Here is a 21,337-nt window from a genome sequence, read left to right on the forward strand (position 1 = left end):
GAACATTTTTATGTTGCAACCAAAGCAGATACGCTAGAGAATGAGTAATACGATTTTACATATTCGTATTACTGGAGTTCTCACATGCATCTGCTCTCGCCTCTCCGGAAAGCTCTCTTGGCTGGTGTTTGTGCTGCGGCAACTTTTGTCTCGGCCTCCGCATCTGCTGCAACACTGAAAGTTGGTTATAGCGACTGGCCCGGTTGGGTTGCATGGCAAGTTGCCATTGATAAAGGCTGGCTGAAGGAAGCTGGCGTGGATGCCGACTTCCAGTGGTTTGATTACAGTGCCTCTCTGGATGCCTTTTCTGCACACAAGCTTGATGCTGTTATGGCAACAAATGGTGATGCACTGGTAACAGGCGCAAATGGCCACAAGGGGGAGATGATCCTTGTAACAGACTATTCCGATGGCAATGATATGGTGGTGGCCCAGCCGGGAATTACCGATATGCAGGGCCTTAAGGGCAAATCTGTTGCGGTTGAAGAAGGATTGGTAGATCATCTCCTTTTGCTCAAAGGTTTGGAAAAAGCCGGTATGAGCGAGAAAGATGTCAAGCTAGTTAATACCAAAACCAATGAAACCCCTCAGGTTCTGGCTTCTGGCGAAGTTGCAGCCGTGGCTGCTTGGCAGCCTAATGCAGGCCAAGCCTTACATATGGTGCCCGGAGCGCGCCCTGTGTTTACATCGCATGAAGTGCCCGGATTGATTTATGATACTATCGTTGTTGATCCACAGTCCTTGCATGATAACCGTGATCAATGGCAGCGGTTGGTTGGTGTGTGGGATCGTGTTGTTACTTACATTCAGGATCCCAAAACGCAGCCTGATGCCCTACGCATTATGGCAACCCGCACAGGGGTTTCTCCAAACACTTACAAACGCTTCCTAAAAGGCACGCATCTTCTGACACTTTCAGATGATAAAACTGTCTTTACAAAAAAGGATGGTTTGGACTCTCTCTACGGTTCTTCTGCCATCTCTGATGCCTTCAATGTACGTTACGGCGTGTATAAAACGCCGCAAAATGTGGGCAGCTACATTGATCCATCCTTTGTAAACGCCGTGAAATAAGGCTGAGGTAGGAGACCGCGATGCAAGGCCTTGCCGCCTCATGGAGATTGTATGGCCGGACAGACCGAACGGCACGTGGAGTGTTCGGTATTCTGGCGGTTCTCCTACCTTTACTAACATGGAGTGCTGTAAGCTACCTGCCTTTTATATGGCATCCGCAGGTGCTCATCACTGATCCCGGTGGAGAAGATTATCTTGAATCCGGCATGAGGATGAAGCGCGCAGACTTCAACCGCGCTGTGGATGAGATGCGAGCAAAACAACTGCCCGCTCCACAAGGAATTGCAACAAACCCTGTTTATTTCCCATCCCCTGGAGAGGTGCTGTCAGCCTTCATGCATGCGTTTACCTCTGCGGCTCCAACTGGTGCAGAGCATTCCATCACGCAGGCTTTCGGGCACAGTATTCGGATTATTTTCTGGGGTTTTGTTATCTCGTCACTCATCGGGGTGCCGTTGGGTGTGTTGTGTGGCGCTTTGCCAGCCATGGCGCGCCTTATTGAGCCATCGGTAGATTTTTTTCGCTACCTGCCTGCCCCTGCCTTTGGCGCACTCGCTGTTGCTATTCTTGGTATTTATGATGCGCCCAAGATTGCTATTATTGTTATTGGCACGCTGTTCCAGCAAATACTTGTTATTGCCAACACAACCCGCAAACTGGATTTTGCCCTTATTGAGGCGGCACGCACACTTGGTGCACGCGGATTAAGACTGCTTTTTCGTGTGGTGATACCGGGGATTCTGCCTGATCTGTACCGTGATCAACGCATCCTGCTGGGTTGGGCTTGGACGTATTTGATCGTAGCGGAGCTGATTGGCACATCATCTGGTATTACGTGGTTTATTACACAACAAGCCCGCTACCAGCATTTTGATAATGTGTACGCGGCTATGGCTCTTATCGGAATTGTCGGGCTGGGCACAGATATGGTTCTGGGCCTGCTGGCACGTAAGTTCTTTACATGGAAAAGGGAGAATGCCTGATGACCCAAAATTCTCTCCCTGACTATCGCATTTTACCGCCAGATGTGGCTGAACGCATGGCGCACATCAAACAGCGTGAATGTGTATTGAAAATTGACCATGTTGGAAAAGTATTCACCCAAAAGCGTAACCAGACCATAGCGCTGGAAGACATCAAATTAGACATCCATCGGCGTGAATTTGTATGTGTTGTTGGCCCATCCGGTTGCGGTAAATCTACACTTATCCGCATTCTTGCCGGGCTGGAAGACACGACCACAGGGCGTATCCTTGTGGATGGAAAACCAGTAAATGGCCCCGGCCCTGATCGCGGCATGGTGTTTCAGAAATACACGCTCTTTCCATGGATGGATGTATGCCGCAATGTAATGTTTGGCATTGAAATGGGCGGAACTTCCAAGGTGGAAGCGCGCCGAGAAGCCATGCAATGGCTCCAGATTGTGGGGCTGGAACAATTTGCATCTTCTTTCCCGCATCAGCTTTCAGGCGGCATGCAACAACGCGTTGCCATTGTGCGCGCATTAGCTGCACGCCCACGCGTGCTGCTGATGGATGAATCCTTCAGCGCGCTGGATGCCCAGACACGCCTGAAAATGCAGAATTATCTGATGGAGATCTGGCGCAAAATAGACATTACCATTGTTTTTATCACCCATGATCTGGATGAAGCCATTTATCTGGCAGACCGGATACTTGTGCTTAAGCCACGTCCGGGCCGGGTAGAGGAAGTTATCGAAGTACCGCTTTCCCGCCCCCGCCGGGCTACACAGATGACCTCAGACGAATTCCTCGCGACAAAAGCCCATCTGGAGGCACTCATTCGCTCCTTTGGTGATAACACCGAGGAAACGGATGAAGGAGCGGAAGATTTCAACATCCCCCTCCTCACCCTCGTAACAGATAAGGCGGAATAGGACGAACACTCATGAGCAGCCGGGAAACAAAAGAACAGGTCAGCCGTATCAGCGTTTCTCTGCCACCGGGGATCTTGCACGAACTGGATGCCATGGTGGCCGAAAAAGGTTATGCCAGTCGTTCACAAGCCATACAGAACATCCTGCATCAGGAGCTTATGGCATCACGGAAAGACTGTGCTGAAGAGTTGATGGCTGGTGTCATCATTCTCTTTTACAACAACGCCGCAACGGGTCTTTCCCAAAAACTGGCTGAACTGCAATACGAAAATCTGGCTGAAGTTATCAGCTCCCTGCATGTCAACCTCGTACGCCGTCAGACACTTGAGGTGCTTCTGGTGCAAGGGCAGGTCAAAAAGCTTCAGGAAATTGCAGATCAGTTTATGACGCAATCTGGGGTTATTTCGGGAAAACTCCATCTTATTGCGTCTCTTATTCCGCCTGTTCATGAAAAAGGCCGTCCCCCACAGCTCGACACTGTGCCGTGCTGAATATCATTTTTTCAATTCACTCCACAACACAGGAGCGTTCCATGCAGATAGATCAACAGACCCCCGAATGGTATCGCGCCCGCTACAACCAGCTTCGCGATCAAGCATTGCTCAAGGAAAATAGTGCACGCCCTGCTGCTGCGCCTATTGAAATGGCAGAAGGCAGCGTTCTGCACCGTGAAACCATACCGGGAGGTTGGTACTGGAGCACACTTTTACCACGTGGGCAGGCGCTGCGGCTGATCAATACCCATGGCAATAATGGTGTTTCCGTAGGCATTTGGAACGCAGATGATCATAGTGAACGTTACAACGCGGGTGACACCATCAAACTGCAATGGACCACATGCCTGACAACAGGGCGTGTTCTGTTCTCTGATATGGGGCGTGTACTTGCTTCCATTATCAATGATTCCTGCGGCTTTAGTGATACACTCATGGGTGGCAGCACGCCGCAAAGCAATGCGCGCAATTTTGGTAATGCGGGCTTGCGTAATACCCGGAACAATCTGCGCTTGATTGCTGGCAAGCATGATATGGCCCAGCATGATGTTACATCCTGCATCAGTTTTTTCTCTCATATCAGCACGCAAGCAGATGGCAGCTTCCGCTGGGTTGAAGGCGATGTGCAGCCGGGGGACTATGTAGATCTGCGTGCAGAAATGAATCTGCTTGTTGCTGTCTCCAACTGTCCGCACCCATTGGCACCAGATAAAACCTTTGCCCCTGCCCCAATTGATGCCGTGCGCTGGCAAGCTCCTGCTTTTAAGCCAGATGATCTTTGCCGGACATTTTGCGAAGAAGCCCGCCGTGGCTTCGAAAACACAGATCCCCTCTTTGCCTGATCCAGGAACCAGACCCATGCCAGAATATGATATCAGCAAAGTTTTCTCTGCCATCACTCTAGATCAGGTTGTGCCTGCCCGCGTGCCGTGGTCTGGCGTTGTGCGCAAGGGGCAGGTTTTGCGCATTATTGACCTTGAAAGCCAGCAGGCGGTGGATGCCCTGTTCTATAATGCACATGCTTATTACGAACGTTACAGCGCGCAAGACACTCTTCTGAATCAGGGATCTGCCTATATTGGTAAAGGTGGACGCCTGTTTTCTAACGAAGGCAATGTGCTCATGACAGTTGTGGAAGATACTTGCGGGCGCCATGATACGCTGGCCGGTGCCTGTAGCTGTGAATCCAATACTGTACGCTTTGGGCACGAAACAAAATATATGCATGCATGCCGTGAAAACTTCCTTCTGGAAGTAGAAAAATACGGCATGGGCAAGCGTGATATCGTCAATAATGTCAATTTCTTCATGAATGTTCCCATTATGCAAAATGGTGAACTGGTTATTGACGATGGGCTTTCCATCCCCGGTGGTTTTGTTGATTTGCGTGCCGAAATGGATACGCTTGTTGTGCTGTCAAACTGCCCACAGGTCAACAATCCCTGCAACGGTTTCACACCCACGCCTATCCGCGTGGTTATTGGTGACCCCGCTTCTATTTGACACACCGAAAGATTAGCTATGTTCACTAAGGTTCTCATTGCCAATCGTGGAGAAATTGTCCGGCGTGTCAGTCGCACACTCCAGCGCATGAACATCGCTTCTGTAGCGGTATGCTCGGAAGCAGATCGCTTTACGCCCCCTGTTCTGGAAGCAGATGAAGCCGTGCTGCTTGGTCCGGCTGCAGTAACAGATAGTTATCTGAACATGGATGCTATTCTGGATGCTTGTTCCAACACGGGCGCACAGGCTGTTCATCCCGGTTATGGGTTCCTTAGCGAACGTGCGGAATTTGCTGAAAAACTGGCCGAACGCGGTATTCGCTTCATGGGGCCACGCCCTGAACATATGCGTATGTTCGGCCTTAAGCATACAGCGCGTGAGCTGGCCAAACAGAACAACGTGCCGCTCCTGCCCGGTTCTGATATCCTGAACTCAGCCGATGAAGCCGCAATTGAAGCCGCGCGTATTGGTTATCCCGTCATGCTTAAAAGTACGGCAGGTGGTGGTGGCATTGGCATGCAAGTGTGCCATAACGAGACAGAATTGCGAGATTGCTTTGCTGCGGTCTCTCGTATGGGCGGCAATAATTTTGGCGATGCACGCGTTTTTCTTGAAAAATTTATTGCCTGCGCCCGCCACGTTGAAGTGCAAATTTTTGGGGATGGAAAAGGCAATATTCTCACGCTAGGTGAGCGCGATTGTTCCCTGCAGCGCCGCAACCAGAAGGTTATTGAAGAAACCCCGGCCCCCGGCCTTTCAGCTACAACCCGCCAAGGCCTGCGTGAAGCAGCCCGTGCATTAGGTTCTGCCGTTGCATATGAATCCGCTGGCACAGTGGAGTTTATCTACGACACCGAAAGTAGCGAGTTCTATTTTCTTGAAGTAAACACCCGGCTACAGGTTGAGCACTGCGTTACCGAAGAGGTATTTGGCATAGACCTTGTGGAATGGATGGTACGCCAAGCAGATGGCAGTCTGATCTTACCACCGCAGGACAGCCTTATTCCGCAAGGCGTGGCAGTGGAAGCGCGTGTTTATGCTGAAAATCCTGCCGAAAATTTCCGTCCCTCAACTGGTCGCCTTACCGAGGTAAGTTTTGCACCAAACGTGCGGGTAGATGGATGGATAGAAACCGGCACCGAAGTAACCCCTTACTACGATCCAATGCTGGCAAAAGTTATTGCGCACGGGGCTACGCGAGAGGATGCCTTCCATAAACTTCATGAGGCTCTTTCTCGCTCCCGCATAGGGGGGCTGGAAAGCAACCTAGATTACCTACGTGCCATTACATCGGCTCCTGCCGTACTTGAGGGACGTGTATTTACAGGTCTTCTCAATAACTTTGCCTATATGCCAACGACTATTGAAGTCATCTCTCCGGGTTTGCAATCTACCGTGCAGGACTGGCCCGGGCGCATTGGATACTGGGATGTAGGTGTGCCCCCCAGCGGCCCTATGGATGATCGCAACTTTCGGCTGGCTAATCGCATTGTTGGCAATGCGGATGGTGTAGCGGCTTTGGAGTTCACCGTTTCTGGCCCGGTTCTTCGCTTTAACGCTCCTGCCACCATTGGTCTTTCTGGGGCATTTATGCCTGCCACACTGGATGGCAAAGAGGTGCCTTACTGGGAACCTGTTGCGATCAAGGCCGGTCAGATTTTAGCTTTGGGGCAGATTAAGGGGGCTGGCCATCGCACTTACCTTGCCATTCGGGGGGGTATTGATGCACCGCTTTATCTGGGATCTTGCGCCACATTCATGCTTGGGCAGTTTGGTGGCCATGCTACAGGCCAATTGCGTACGGGTGATGTTTTACGCCTTGCAGCCCCACAGGCAGATGCGCGCCCCACAACCACCATTGCGCAGGAAGATCGCCCCGAGCTAACCCGCATGTGGGAACTGGGCGTGCTATACGGCCCACATGGCGCGCCAGATTTCTTCCGAGATGAAGATATTGCAGAGCTATTTTCCAGCGAATATGAAGTGCACTTCAACAGCGCACGCACTGGTGTTCGGCTGATTGGGCCTAAACCACGCTGGGCACGCACAGATGGCGGTGAAGCTGGGCTGCACCCCTCCAACATTCATGACAATGCCTATGCCATTGGCGCAATCGATTTTACAGGGGATATGCCCATCCTGCTGGGGCCGGACGGCCCCAGTTTGGGTGGCTTTGTGTGCCCAGCCGTGCTTGTGCGTGATGAATTGTGGAAAATGGGGCAGTTGCATCCCGGAGACAAAGTGCGTTTCCGCCGCGTGCAGCCTCAACCGCTGAACGTGGATTTTCTGCCAGCTCCTATTATGGGTGACAGCCCTATTCTCTTTCGTTCGGAAGGCGAAATCCCAGTTGTGTACCGCCGTGCGGGTGAAAACTATCTGCTGCTCGAATTCGGCCCGCCAGAACTGGACGTTACATTGCGGCTGCGTGCGCAACTCATGCTGGAACGTCTAAAAGCCGAAGCCATAAAGGGTATTATAGACCTTACGCCCGGTATTCGCTCCCTACAGGTGCATTACAATCCTGATGTCATCTCTCTTTCCACTCTGCTGGAAACCCTGCATGGCATTGAGCAAGCTCTGCCTTCAGGCGATGATGACATTGTGGTGCCAAGCCGTATCGTGCATCTGCCCGTATCATGGGATGATGAGCAGGCACGCTTGGCCATGCAGCGTTATCAGGAGCTTGTACGGCCAAATGCGCCATGGTGCCCTTCTAACATTGAGTTCATACGGCGTATTAACGGCCTTCCTTCCATTGAGTCTGTAAAGAACATCATCTTCAGCGCCTCTTACCTTGTTATGGGGTTAGGCGATGTTTATCTGGGCGCCCCTGTCGCCACCCCTATTGATCCGCGCCATCGGCTTGTAACCACCAAATACAACCCCGCCCGTACATGGACACCAGATAACGTGGTGGGTATTGGCGGAAGCTATATGTGCATCTATGGCATGGAAGGCCCTGGCGGTTATCAGCTATTTGGCCGTACCACGCAGGTTTGGAATACATGGCGCACAACAGATGTGTTTCATGAAGGTACGCCGTGGCTTTTAAGATTTTTTGATCAGATCCGTTTCTATCCTGTTTCGCATGATGAGCTGATGGAAGCGCGTGCTGCTTTTCCGTATGGCCGTTTTTCCGTCAAGATTGAGGAAACACAGTTCAGCCTGAAGGAATATCGCGCTTTTCTTGAAAGCAATAAGAAAGAAATTGCCGCTGCTCAAGCCCGGCAACAAGCCGCCTTTGAAGCTGAACGGCAAGACTGGATTGCGAAGGGCCTTGATACATTCGAGGAAGAAACGAATGATAATCAGGCTGATGAATCTATCCTACCCGAAGGCCATATGGGGGTGGATAGCCCCGTACCCGGCAACGTATGGCAACTGCCTGTAAACGTGGGGGACCACGTTAAGGTAGGCGATACAGTCGCCATTATTGAATCCATGAAAACGGAAATGAAGATTTCCTCCCCAGCCACCGGTATCGTGACTGAAATTCTCTGTCGCAAAGGGCGCGAAGTGCGAGGTGGTGAACGCATTATGGTTGTCCGTACAAGCTGATTTTTTATGCTCCTCCAACGCTGATAGAACAGGAAAAAACATGACCCTGCCCAATATGTTGCAGATCACCCCGCTGCTTTCCGCCTATCGCGCCGGAACGCTTACACCTACCAACATGGTGCATGAAGTTATTGCACGTATTGATGCCTATACCACCCAAGATCCGGCTGTGTGGATCAGCCGGGTTCCAACAGAAAAACTCTTGGCCCGCGCTGCTGAATTGGAAAGACAAACTGCCGTTGATCTTCCGCTTTACGGTATTCCGTTTGCTGTAAAAGATAATATTGACGTTGCAGGTTTGCCCACAACCGCTGCATGCCCGGCCTTTGCCTACACGCCCCAAGAAAGCGCTGAGGTTGTACAACGTTTGGAAGCTGCGGGCGCTCTTGTTATCGGCAAAACCAACCTTGACCAGTTTGCAACTGGCCTTGTTGGAATGCGCTCACCTTATGGCCAACCACATTGTGTGTTTAACCCTGACTATGTTTCTGGCGGTTCAAGTTCTGGGTCTGCTGTTGCTGTTTCCGCTGGGTTGGTATCGTTCGCGCTTGGCACAGATACGGCGGGTTCGGGCCGCGTGCCAGCTGCATTTAACAATATTGTTGGGCTTAAACCATCACGAGGTGTGCTCAGCACATATGGCCTTGTTTCTGCCTGTGAATCTCTAGATTGTATCTCAGTTTTTGCAGGTTCAACTGCTGATGCGTGGGATGTTGAGCAGATTTCCGCTGCACCAGATGCACGCGCACCCTACTCGCGTGCACAAGATACCCGGGCATTGCCCCTTACAACCTTTCGGTTCGGGGTGCTGAAACAAGAAGATCGGTTTTTTGATGGTAACGCTGCAAATGCTGCGCTCTATGCCCATGCCATTCATCTGCTCGAACAGATGGGCGGCACGCCCGTTGAATTGGATTTTGCGCCCCTAAAGGAAACCGCAGCCCTGCTCTATAACGGCCCCTTTGTGGTGGAAAGATTAGCCGCGATAAAGGATTTTTACAGCACGCATCGTCAGGGTATGGACCCAACAGTTGGCGCTATCATTGATGGTGCCCAAAAATATACAGCCACAGATGTGTTTGAGGGCATTTATCGCCAACATAGCCTCCAGCAAACAGCACAACGCATGTGGGCTGACTTTGACATCATGCTGCTGCCAACGGTGCCGCGTATTGTTACAAAGCAGGAGGTTATTGAGCAACCCATTGCAGCCAATAGTTTACTAGGTGCCTATACCAATTTTGTAAATCTGCTTGATATGGCAGCCTGTGCTGTACCTGCCGGGTTTGCGCCAGATGGCCTTCCTTTTGGGGTAACATTTATTGCCCCGGCCTTCACCGATCAAGATTTGGCCAAATTGGCCGGGCGTTTTCATGATGCTTTAAATGAAGCTATTGGGGCAACACGCACGGATAAACCCGTATCAAAAGAAGCCAATGATACTCTAGCCCATGATCGTGTGCTTCTGGCTGTGGTTGGAGCGCATCTCGAAGGCTTTCCCCTGCACTGGCAGCTTGAGCAGGAACATGCTGTTTTACGGAGTACCACACGCACGGCCCCAGATTATCGCCTGTTTGCCCTACCCGATGCCACGCCCCCCAAGCCCGGCCTTGTGCGCGAACGGGGCTTTAAGGGTAATGGGCTGGAAGTGGAGGTTTATGAGCTTGATGCCGCAGGCTTTGGGCGCTTTGTAGCTTCTGTTCCACAACCCATGTCCATCGGTCGGATTACGTTAGAGAATGGGAAAGAGGTTTGCGGCTTTCTCTGTAGCGAAGCCGTAGCCCGTAGTGGTGTCGATATTACGGAAACTGGTGGCTGGCGGTATTACATGCAGACGCGGTAAACGACACTTAAAGTCTCATCTTCAAGGCAATTACATTATGAGGTGCTGCCTGCTTTATTGGAGGGGCTTTCGTTATCCAAACACCTCGATAATTCACATTATTGTAGGGCCATTGTGATCTTGAGTAACTGCCCTTTATGATGATTGTTGTTCTTGAGAGAAATGGAGAGTTCACCCAATGACTACCCTCGGTTTAGTCGATGCCGAACAGCGCAACATGGTGGCTTCATTTCCGGCCTTCGATCCTGAACAGGATGATTTGATGGCATTCCGCCGCGACTTGGTGGAAGGAACAACAGCTCTTTTAAATTCCAGATCGATTCAATATGAGGAGCAGTTGGTTCCCGGCACTGATGACGCTCCTGATGTTCGTATCATCTTGTTTCACCCACCTAAATCCAAAAGAACAACGTCTGCTATTCTCTATGTTCATGGTGGCGGGATGATTGCAGGTACGCCCGACATGCAGGCTGGCACGCTGGGCCGACTGGCATCTGAAACAGGCACCATGATTGTCTCGGTTGATTATCGGCTTGCACCCGAAGCGCCTTTCCCTGGTGGCCTGGAAGACGTTTATGCTGCCCTTATATGGCTGCATGACTGTGCGGAAGAAATGGGGATTGATCCCGATCGTATCATGGTTATGGGCGATAGTGGTGGAGGTTGCCTAGCTTCCGCCACAGCCCTTCTGGCGCGTGATCGTGGCAAGGTGAAATTACACGCCCAAGTTTTAATTTACCCAATGCTTGATTTGCGCACAGGTGGTGCAAATGCACCTTCTGATGATCCTACAACTGGAGAATTTGTCTGGACACGCGCCCAAAACCAACACGCATGGTCTGCCGTGCGTGGAAAGCTGGCGGCTGATGATCCGCGGTTTGGCTATTTATCACCCGCCTTCATGCCCGATCTCTCTGGATTGCCAGCAACATTCATTATCACGGGTGCACTGGATCTGTTTCGTGATGAAGATATAACTTTTGCGCATCGCCTATGGAAAGCGGCCGTGCCAACAGAACTTATCGTTTATGCAAACGCAGTGCATGCCTTTGATCTGCTGCCTTCTGCCCTTGGCGAACGTGTGCGCCATGATGTGTTAGAAGCTGTGCGTCGCCTGCTCTAATGCGCACATATCTGTTATTTTGGTTTTAGAATTAGGGATAATTAGTAGAAGGAACATTCTTCCATCACTTGCAAATCTGTTACCAATTACGGACACTCCTCTTTCTCATGAAACACGCATAACTTTGTCATAATACGATAGAGAGTTGTGTTATTGAGCGCATGAACATGGCAGATAAAGGGGAATTTTCGGTGGATACAGAGCATAAACAGATTTCTGAAGACACCGATCAACCCCAGCCTACCGAAACTCCTGTACTGCAAATCGCGCTACAAGAAGCCGTAAATGCAAGCCTTTGGGAAAACAGTGTTCCCATTCTTGAAGAGCTTGCCTTCGACAACAAAACCGAGATCGAATATCCTACTGTTGAAGTGAGCATCAGCAGTGAACCCCCCTTTCTTACGCCGCGTTCGTGGATGTTGCAGCAGGTTCGGCCCCAAGAACTGCGTGTGCTGAATGACCGTGATATCACGCTTGATGGGGCATTGCTCTCTGCCCAAACTGAAGCATCCAAAGCCGTAGTAACTGTTACCGCACATGCCGGAGAGCAGGAATTAACCAGAATCACCCGTGATGTTCGTGTATTGGCACGGAATGAGTGGGGCGGCCTATGTGGTATTCCCGATATTCTTGCCGCATTTGTTTTACCGAATGACCCTGCGATAGCCCGTATTTTGCGCACTGCTTCCGATATTTTACGGCAGGCAGGGCAATCTCCTTCTCTGGAAGGGTATCAGGGCGATAAAGCCAGAGTATGGGCGCAGGCACAGGCGCTTTGGTGTGCCATTTGTGGGTTAAACATCACCTATATCAACCCTCCTGCATCGTTTGTAGAACATGGGCAACGCATTCGCCTCCCCTCTCAGGTGTATGAAGAACGGCTTGCCACCTGTCTGGATACCACTGTTCTATTTGCCGCCTGCCTTGAGGCCATAGGCCTGCGCCCCTTGATTGTCCTTACCAAAGGGCATGCCTTTGCGGGGTTCTGGCTTTCTCAGCAGGATGCGGGGGCATCTATTGTTCAAGACCTTCCGGGCATACGTAACCGGCTGAAACTTGATGACCTGCGGGTTTTCGAAACAACGCTGGTAACGGCGGCCCGCAAACCTGGTTTTGCAACGGCTTGTGAGCGCGGAGAAGCCAACCTGCGTGATATCGGCGATGATGATGAGGACGCATTCCGCGAAATTATTGATGTGCACCGCGCACGTCTTCGCCGCATTCGCCCACTTTCTACGCCGGGTTCTCATACAGATACAAATCTTGATGAAGCCTCGGAAGATGCTTCCGAACAGCCGCTCTTTGAAGCTGCTCCTACCCTGCGGGAAGAACGGGAGGAAGAACAGCTACCAGATCGCCCGGCTGATCGTGTTCAGCGCTGGTGCAATCGCCTTCTTGATATGTCGGCACGCAACCGCCTGCTTAATCTACCAAAGTCTGACCGTCAGCAGATTGAAATTGATTGCCCAGAGCCAGCAGCGCTGGAAGACATGCTGGCAGACATGCGTGCTGGCGGTAACGCCAAACCTTTGCGCTTTATTTCCGCACCAGACCTGATGGATGAAGCAGACCCCCGCAACAAGGCGCTTCATCAAGGGCGCCATCATGAGGATACCGCACGCGCCTATGCTATAGAGGCTCTTACGCGGCGTGAGATTGTTGTTCCGCGCAAGAAAGAGAACCTCCAGAACGCCCTTATCGAGATTTATCGTCAAGCCAGAGCCGCCGAACAGGAAGGTGGCACAAACGTGCTCTTTCTAACCATAGGAGCTTTGGCTTGGACACCACAGGACAAGAGTAAACCTTATCTGGCGCCGCTTATTCTTGTTCCGGTTATTCTGGAACGGGCCAGTATCAAATCTCCCTTTACGCTGCGCGCCCATAGCGATGAAACCCGCATAAACACAACACTGCTGGAAATGCTGCGAGCGGATTATGATATCCGCATCCCCCTACTGGAGCATGAAAATCTTCCCGAAGATGCTTCGGGGCTGGATGTGCCAAAAATTATCGAAGCGTTCCGGCTTCACCTACGCCATATTCCGGGCTGGGAAATTCGTGAACACGTTAGCCTGACAACATTAAGTTTTTCAAAGTTCTTAATGTGGAAAGACCTTCTTGAACGGCGCGACAAGCTCGCCACCAATGATGTTGCAAGCCGCCTGTTAAATGGTGTCAAAGAAACCAAACAAGATGGTGCAACACCACCCGTCGGATTTGATGCTTCTCAGGATCTTGATACAGCATTGGCTGAAGCCGATCTGGTTTGCCCGATGGAAGCAGATTCATCACAACTCAAGGCTGTTGCGCGTGCGGCTGCGGGCGAAAATTTTGTGCTGATTGGGCCGCCCGGAACAGGTAAAAGCCAGACCATTGGCAACATTATTGCCAACACCCTTGCACAAGGCCGCACCGTGCTGTTTGTGGCCGAAAAACGCACTGCACTGGAAGTTGTGCGTAATCGGCTGGAAAAGCTGGGCATTGCTGAATTCTGTCTGGATCTGTTTTCGCCCAAAGCCAATAAAATGGGTGTGCTCCAGCAATTTCAATCTGCTCAAGCCGCGTTGGAGGATTTTCAGCAAGAAGAATACGCACACACCAAACAAGCGCTTGATGCATTGCGCCTTGAACTGAATGCTTATGTTCATGCGCTCCACACCCCATACCGAAATGGCTGGACGCCTTACCGCGGTATTGGCATGACATTGCGTGCGCAGGAAGAAAAAATCGTACGCGTTCCTCTTGAGTGGCTTAATGCTGATACGCATTCAAAAACAGATTACGACAACCTCGTGCAGGCCGCTGAAGACCTTGCCACACTGTATGCCCGTATTGGTGATATTGTTGTATCGCCCCAATTAGCCGGGCTTGAGCAAACAGAATGGTCTCCGCTATGGGAGGCTCGGTTGCTGGATACAGTCAATGGAACACTGGTAGCCTTGGGAAAGCTCCGCAACGCGGCACATGATGTGGTCAAGGCGCTTGCGTTAGGGGCAGATAATTTATCGTTTGTGCGCCTTGGTCAGATTGATGCGCTATGTGCACATTTATTACAGCCACATGCAGCAGGTTGGGCGTTTGGAGATACCGCTCAGGACATTTGCGATCAGGTGCTTGCTGAAAAAGAACATGTTGCCCAACACAGCGCCTTGACTGAAGACCTGAATACACGTTGGAAAGAAAGCGTTGGCACACTGCCTGTGTCTGACATTCTTGCTGAATGGCAGACAACAAAGGATAAATGGCTCTTAGCCCGTTCCATGGGGCAAAAATCCATCCGCAAGCGGTTGAATGATCATGCCATAGCGATGCCGGAAGATTGCGAAAGCGATCTGGAAAAGCTGGTGAAACGCAAGACTATAGCCAGCAAGCTGGAGGAAGCACCGCACAAGGCACATATTGGTGCTCTATGGCGCGGTCTTGATACAGATTTCGATCAGATAAATCTTGTTTTTGAATGGGGCCAACGCGCCAGAAGCCAGCTTGGCGGATGTATGACAGATACTGCCGCCCTTCTCTCTGCACGTGCTCATCTCAAAACCTTATTGACAGAAGGGCAAGACCTGCTGGCACTGGGCGGCAGTGTTCATACTGTGATAACGCAGTATCGAGCTGCCTTTTCATCACTAGAAGCAACCCTAAAAACACTTGCCGAGTGCAGTGCCAGTAATATCAGCACCTTGGTAAGCCCTAAAGCTGCTGACTGGCTCAGCGAAATCCAGGAAAAACTACAAAACTGGAAAAACTCTGCGCGTGAATTACGAGATTGGTGTGCATGGCAACGTGCCTGCCACCATGCAGCACAACTGGGCTTAACACCGCTGGTGACAGCAATTGAGCACGGTCTGGTTACGCCAGAAGATGTTCTTTCTGTTTTTGAGGCCAATTACGCCCGCTGGTGGACCATGCATGCCGTAAGTGATTCCGCATTGTTAAGCGGTTTTGTGGCGGCAACTCATGAAGGCCGCATTCTGCGTTTTCGTGAACTTGATGAAAAACTGAAAAACCTTGCCATACGGTTGATACGCGCACGCTTGGCAGGAAAAATTCCGGGGGAAGCTGCGCGGCAGCACGATCCCGAATACAAAGTATTAACCCGCGAAATTGCAAAAAAGACACGTCATCTTCCGGTGCGCCAATTGGCAGAGAAAATGCCCAGCGCCCTGCGAACATTAACCCCATGCCTGATGATGAGCCCGCTTTCAGTTGCCCAATATCTACCAGCAGATGCAGAACCTTTCGATCTGGTGATTTTTGATGAAGCATCCCAGATTGCAACATGGGATGCCATTGGCGCTATTGGCCGGGGAAAACAGGTTATTGTTGTTGGGGACCCCAAGCAGCTTCCGCCAACAGACTTTTTTGTGGCAGGCAGAGCTGCTGACGATGTTGCGACATCCGATGAAATGACAGACCTTGATTCCATCTTGGACGAATGTCTTGGGGCTGGTATTCCTGCCATTAGTCTGGAATGGCATTATCGGAGCCGCCATGAAAGCCTGATCGCTTTTTCCAACCAGACATATTATAGCGGCAACCTTGTTACCTTTCCCTCACCTGTTACATCCGATCAGGCTGTGTCGTTCCGTTTTGTGCCCAAAGGTGTTTACGAACCCGGACGCAACGGATCCCACACCAACCCTGTAGAAGCACGTATGGTCGTTGCGGAAGCAGTAAAGATTATGCGTGATGGGCGTGAACGTTCGGTTGGTATTGTAACCTTTAATGGTGAACAGCAAAAACTTATTGTGGATCTTCTGGAAGCAGAAATTCGCAAAGATCCTAGCCTTGAAAGATTTACAGGTGATGCGGCACCAGAGCCTCTGCTTGTAAAAAATCTGGAAAATATTCAAGGTGAAGAGCGCGATGTTATGCTGTTCTCTCTAACGTATGGGCCGGATGTTACGGGCAAGATCTCCATGAATTTTGGGCCGCTTAACCGAGATGGTGGTGAACGGCGCCTGAATGTTGCCATCACCCGCGCCAGAGAGCAGTTGATTGTGTTCGGGTCACTCCGTGGCGATCAGATTGCAATTGAGCGGACGCGTGCCGCAGGTGTGCGTGATCTGCGCCGTTTTCTGCTATTTGCTGAACGCGGTGCAACAGCATTGGCAGGTGCACATGAAGGTTCCGTAGGCGGTTATGACAGCGTATTTGAAGTTGAAGTTGCAACCATGCTGCGCACCAAAGGCTGGAATGTTACAACGCAAGTGGGTGTATCCGGCTTCCGTATTGATCTGGGTGTGATTGATCCTGATCTTCCCACCGCATTTCTGGCAGGTATTGAATGTGATGGTGCCACCTACCACCGAAGCGCCACTGCGCGTGATCGGGATAGATTGCGGCAGGCCGTGCTGGAAAACCTTGGTTGGAATATCCTGCGCATTTGGTCTACAGACTGGTGGACCAACGCGCCGCGTGAAGTAGAACGGATTGACCGTGCCTTGAACAGCTTTTTGGAAGAAACCCGTAAAAAACGCGCTGAACAGGCAGAACACGATGCCGCAATGGCTGCTGCAAGCCTGAATGAAATTGTCCCCGAAATAGAGGAAATTTCGGCTCCTCCGTTGGGTACACAACAAATAGAGCCACCCCCACAAACCTCAGCCCCCGAAGTGTTGGCAATATCTGCACCACCAACGGAACCCCTTTACGCCAAGGCTCCGGCTGAGAGTGTTGCACCAACAACTGAGAAACCAGTTATTGATCCCTCACGCTTTAATCAGGAAGATTATCTTCCAACCTTAACACAACTGATTCATCAGAGTGTGGATGAAGCAGGCGTTATACGTGAAGATGTGCTGATCCAGACACTCTCGCGCGATCATGGCTTTGCACGGGTGAACAGAGATATCCGAGAGCGTATTCAGCGCGCTGTTCCTTCATCACTTGGCCGCACAGAAGAAAATGTTGGCGTATTCCTGTGGTCAGAGCGCCTGCCTGTTTCTGCACGCCTGCCTTTGGCTTCATGCGCTTCAGAAAAAAATGTAGATCCTGCCAAGGTACCCCTGCCCGCTCTTGTGGATCTTGCCTGTCGCGCCATTGCGATTGATTGCCCGGATGATGAAGCCATTACGCGTATGCGCGATGCCTGCGGCATGAGCCGAATGGGGCAAGCAACACGCACGCGCTTTGCTGAAGCTTTGCAAGCAGCACGCCAGATAAATATCAATCAAGACGAGCCATCATTCTGAAACAGCATTACTCATGATAGCCGCCCGGCAATCAGGCTGCACGGGTTGGGCGGTGATCACCCGCAACGGTTTCACCAAAAGGCCCCATGTTGTTCAGGTTCGCCTTGCCATGCACAGAGTGTGCGGTTGGCAGATTGGGCAACACGAGTTCACCAAACCGATAAACTTCCTCCAGATGCGGGTAGCCAGAGAAAATGAATGTATCGATACCGAGCCTACGGTATTCATCAATACGCTCGGCTACGGTATCCGGGTCTCCTACCAAGGCAGTTCCTGCCCCACCACGCACAAGCCCCACACCCGCCCATAAGTTGGGGCTGATTTCCAGTTTGTCACGACGCCCCCCGTGCAGTGCGCTCATACGCGCCTGACCTACGGAATCCATCCGAGCAAAAACTTTCTGAGCTTTTGCAATTGTTGCATCATCCAAATGACTGATCAGGCGGTCAGCCTCGTGCCATGCTTCTTCTGCCGTTTCGCGCACGATAACATGCAAGCGAATACCAAAGGAGACCTCTCGCCCCTGTGCATGCGCTAATTTGCGCACATGGCTGATTTTTTCGGCCACCTGTGCTGGAGGCTCACCCCATGTCAAATATTTGTCGATTGATTTGGCAGCAACATGCGTGGCTGCTTCTGATGACCCGCCAAAATACAAAGATGGACCATTATGCTGATATGCAGGAAACAGCAGACGACCATCTTTTATTGTAAAGTGTTTTCCTCCAAAATTAACATTCTCACCACGCAGCAGCGCACGGAAGATATCAAGAAATTCATCTGTGATTTCATATCGTGTGGCATGATCGGCAAATAGCCCATCCCCCGCATTTTCAGCCGGATTACCACCTGTTACAATATTGATCAGCAACCGCCCGTTAGAAAAACGGTCCAGCGTTGCGGTCATGCGTGCAGCCAAAGTGGGAGATAACAAGCCGGGTCTTACGGCTATCAGGTAACGCAGTTGTTCTGTAATGGGCGCCAAAGCTGAGGCCACAACCCAACTATCTTCGCAACTCTGCCCGGTTGGGATTAAAACACCATAATACCCTAGTGTATCAGCCGCTTTTGCAATTTGCTGTAAGTAGGGCAAATCAACTGGTCTGCCGCCTTTTTGTGTACCCAAATAGCGACTGTCCCCATGAGTGGGCAGGAACCAGAGCACATTGATCTTATCAGGAACTGCGAAGGACATGATTAGGATACCTTGAAAAATGTTTCTTGGGGGAAAAGCGGTTCAGCCGGAGCCTTGAGTGCGTAAGGTGCGCGATAACGGCCACGCTGCTGCACAGTCGTCGTTATCAGGCCAATAAAGTCACGCGCTGTTTCAAACGTGTGGTAGTGGCGCAGGTTGATGTCATCAATCCGTAGAGAAAAACCCTGAGAGGAACGTACTTGATATGTCATTACGACCTCGTTGCTTATTATATAATAACTACTACAAATGCGTATTCCGCACGCCAATACGCTAACAACCACAAAAAATGAGTCAATAAAATTATCACTATTATATATAGTTTATATGCATTTTTAGGTTTGAAACAATGAATTTTCTACCAGAAATTGCTTTCTAATTTTTGTTATTATGTTGTTTTTAAAAAATATATTCTTATATAAACAACAAATTTTTATAGTGCATTATGGAAGGAACACTTTTTGATAACATACGCAAATAAGCGCCTATATAGGTTTTAAAATGCCCTCTTTCTGTGAATCGAAGTTGATCTGATCGGTTTATAACATTTCCGAGCCAAAATTCTCTCATTGACATATATATTCACGTCATAAATGTTGTATCTTATTACCACCTTATAAAAATGGTGAAATATATATTCCATGCCGATTGATCTACAGACCGAGCACGATGCCATTGATGCAGCCACGCATCTCAAACAGCAGTTTGCCGCACGGGCAGCTCATCATGATCGCACTGGAGTTTTTGCTCAGGAAAATATTGATGATCTACGTCAGGCAGGGCTGCTGTCTTTACGTATATCTACACCACAGCGCCCTACTCCATTCACTCTAGGCGTTGTGCAGGATATTGTTGGACAGATTGCTCAGGGTGATGCTTCTACGGCGTTGGTTATGGTCAATCATTACATGGTGCGTGCCGCCATTGCTCATCATGAATTTGGATCTGGCAACACGGCCTGCTGGATAGAAGATGAACAACATGATCAATTACTGAACATCCTGCTAGCGGAACCAGATCTTGGGTCTACATCTCAGGGTGGACTGCCCAGCACAGTTGCCACTCGTACAACAACCGGATGGATTTTAACCGGGCGCAAGGCATATGTAACAGGCATTCCCGGTTTATCTTGGCTTTTGGTACGCGCCCGCACGAGTGATGATCCTGCGCAGGTTGGCACATTTATTGTGCCCGCCAAGGCAGACGGTATCCATGTTCTTGAAAACTGGGATCACATCGGTATGCGTGCCAGCAATAGCCATGAAATCACGTTTACAGATGTTACCCTGCCCCCTGATGCTGCTCTGGAACTTTATGCGCCTGATACACCCCCCGCAGGGCGCAATACCCTCGTTATATGGAATACTGGCCTCTTGGGTGCTTTGTATAATGGCATCGCAACATCTGCTCTGGCATGGTTTTGTGAGTTCCTGAAAAACCGTGTTCCATCCAATCTAGGAGCGCCGCTGGCAACATTACCTTCAATGCGCGATGCAGTAGGTGGATTTACCATTACATTGCACATGAATGCCATGCTGTTACGGCTTTACGCCACAGATGTAGAAACTATGCGCCCACCCCACGAACTGAAGGCCCATGCCGCGGTTATAAAGACGCGTGTTGTTGATGCTGCGGCTGACTTTACATCCGCTTTACTTGGCTTGGCAGGTAATGCTGGGTTATCGGCCCATAACCCGTTAGAGCGTGCTCATCGCGATGCGCTATGTGGGCGTATTCATGCACCACATGCAGAATTACTCAGGCGAATTGCGGGCCAGAAGGCTCTTTCATAAATTCAGAAACATTTCTTGCTACTGGAAAAATCATGACAACAGCGCCCGATCGTGCTCCTAATTCTTCTGTGCTCCCCGCCATTCTTAACCGTTGGTCTCCACGAGCATTCCAGCCAGAGGCTATTAGTCAAGAAGAGTTGCTTTCGCTTATAGATGCTGGACGATGGGCCCCTTCTGCCTATAACATACAGCCTTGGCGCTTTATTTACGCACGACGCGGCACGGCAGAATGGGAGCGCTTTTTATCATGGCTCATACCATTTAATCAGTCATGGGCAGAAAATGCATCGGCCATCATTTATGTGGCATCTCAAACCATAACACTCTCAAACCGCACAGGAGAGCCTTCTCCGCTGCCAACCCATGCATTTGATACAGGTGCCGCCGCTGTTCTGATACAAGTTCAAGCAGCGCATAACGGCTGGGCAACGCACCCCATAAGTGGCTTTGACCACGCTTTGGCCCATGCTGGTTTGGAATTACCAGAAGAATACGAACTGCATGCAGCCATTATTCTTGGTCGACAGGGGAAATTAGAAACTCTACCGCAAGACCTGCAAAAACGTGAGGTTCCCTCTGGCCGGAATTCTCTCAGCACAGTTTCTTTTGAAGGAAGATGGAACCCTTCAAAAGAAACCAATATGGATGAGTAAATGCCATGAG

The 21,337-nt window shown here is 50.5% G+C and carries 13 protein-coding genes and 1 pseudogene; 12 read left to right on the forward strand and 2 right to left on the reverse strand.

Annotated features, from left to right (window positions below):
* The first annotated feature begins 84 nt into the window (after positions 1-84).
* From FKW31_RS06580 to FKW31_RS06625, 10 genes are all read left to right on the forward strand, one after another.
* On the forward strand, positions 85-1,074 hold the full coding sequence (locus FKW31_RS06580) for an ABC transporter substrate-binding protein (RefSeq protein ID WP_089179024.1): 990 nt from the start codon (positions 85-87) through the stop codon (positions 1,072-1,074).
* Positions 1,075-1,094: 20 nt separating this feature from the next.
* Complete coding sequence (locus FKW31_RS06585; protein ID WP_150178116.1) at positions 1,095-2,057, forward strand: ABC transporter permease; 963 nt, start codon at positions 1,095-1,097, stop codon at positions 2,055-2,057.
* Entirely contained in the window at positions 2,057-2,971 is a 915-nt protein-coding gene (locus tag FKW31_RS06590) for an ABC transporter ATP-binding protein (RefSeq protein WP_150178117.1), read from the forward strand. Before FKW31_RS06585 ends, FKW31_RS06590 begins: the two co-directional genes overlap by 1 nt.
* A gap of 11 nt (positions 2,972-2,982) precedes the next feature.
* Positions 2,983-3,462, forward strand: coding sequence for a CopG family ribbon-helix-helix protein (locus tag FKW31_RS06595; RefSeq protein ID WP_006115504.1), 480 nt, complete (start codon positions 2,983-2,985; stop codon positions 3,460-3,462).
* 41 nt (positions 3,463-3,503) lie between these two features.
* The gene (locus tag FKW31_RS06600; protein WP_063354084.1) at positions 3,504-4,307 is read left to right on the forward strand and encodes an urea amidolyase associated protein UAAP1; all 804 of its coding nucleotides are present in this window, start codon (positions 3,504-3,506) and stop codon (positions 4,305-4,307) included.
* Positions 4,308-4,323: 16 nt separating this feature from the next.
* Positions 4,324-4,968: an urea amidolyase associated protein UAAP2 gene (locus tag FKW31_RS06605; protein WP_063354085.1), complete on the forward strand. Its 645-nt coding sequence runs from the start codon at positions 4,324-4,326 to the stop codon at positions 4,966-4,968.
* 18 nt (positions 4,969-4,986) lie between these two features.
* Complete coding sequence (locus tag FKW31_RS06610) at positions 4,987-8,526, forward strand: 5-oxoprolinase/urea amidolyase family protein (RefSeq protein ID WP_150178118.1); 3,540 nt, start codon at positions 4,987-4,989, stop codon at positions 8,524-8,526.
* Positions 8,527-8,566: 40 nt separating this feature from the next.
* Positions 8,567-10,369 carry an allophanate hydrolase gene (atzF, locus tag FKW31_RS06615; protein WP_150178119.1) on the forward strand — a complete coding sequence of 601 codons (1,803 nt, stop codon included), beginning with the start codon at positions 8,567-8,569 and terminating at the stop codon, positions 10,367-10,369.
* A 178-nt stretch (positions 10,370-10,547) separates the two neighbouring features.
* Positions 10,548-11,492, forward strand: coding sequence for an alpha/beta hydrolase (locus FKW31_RS06620; protein WP_150178120.1), 945 nt, complete (start codon positions 10,548-10,550; stop codon positions 11,490-11,492).
* 167 nt (positions 11,493-11,659) lie between these two features.
* A complete protein-coding gene (locus FKW31_RS06625; protein ID WP_150178121.1) occupies positions 11,660-17,686 on the forward strand; it encodes a DUF4011 domain-containing protein in 6,027 nt (2,008 codons plus the stop codon).
* A gap of 31 nt (positions 17,687-17,717) precedes the next feature.
* Here FKW31_RS06625 and ssuD read toward each other — a convergent pair whose 3' ends face one another.
* Together ssuD and FKW31_RS06635 are read right to left on the reverse strand one after the other, a co-directional pair.
* Complete coding sequence (ssuD, locus tag FKW31_RS06630) at positions 17,718-18,881, reverse strand: FMNH2-dependent alkanesulfonate monooxygenase (protein WP_150178122.1); 1,164 nt, start codon at positions 18,879-18,881, stop codon at positions 17,718-17,720.
* Positions 18,882-18,883: 2 nt separating this feature from the next.
* Positions 18,884-19,051, reverse strand: a pseudogene (locus FKW31_RS06635) (LLM class flavin-dependent oxidoreductase); the annotation flags it as partial.
* Between the two features lie 471 nt (positions 19,052-19,522).
* Here FKW31_RS06635 and FKW31_RS06640 point away from each other — a divergent pair.
* Both FKW31_RS06640 and FKW31_RS06645 read left to right on the forward strand, forming a co-directional pair.
* On the forward strand, positions 19,523-20,674 hold the full coding sequence (locus FKW31_RS06640; RefSeq protein WP_150178123.1) for an acyl-CoA dehydrogenase family protein: 1,152 nt from the start codon (positions 19,523-19,525) through the stop codon (positions 20,672-20,674).
* Positions 20,675-20,706: 32 nt separating this feature from the next.
* Complete coding sequence (locus tag FKW31_RS06645; RefSeq protein ID WP_035353252.1) at positions 20,707-21,327, forward strand: nitroreductase family protein; 621 nt, start codon at positions 20,707-20,709, stop codon at positions 21,325-21,327.
* Positions 21,328-21,337 lie beyond the last annotated feature (10 nt).

Source organism: Acetobacter sp. DmW_136 (genome assembly GCF_008690365.1).
Classification (GTDB): Bacteria; Pseudomonadota; Alphaproteobacteria; order Acetobacterales; family Acetobacteraceae; genus Acetobacter; species Acetobacter oryzifermentans.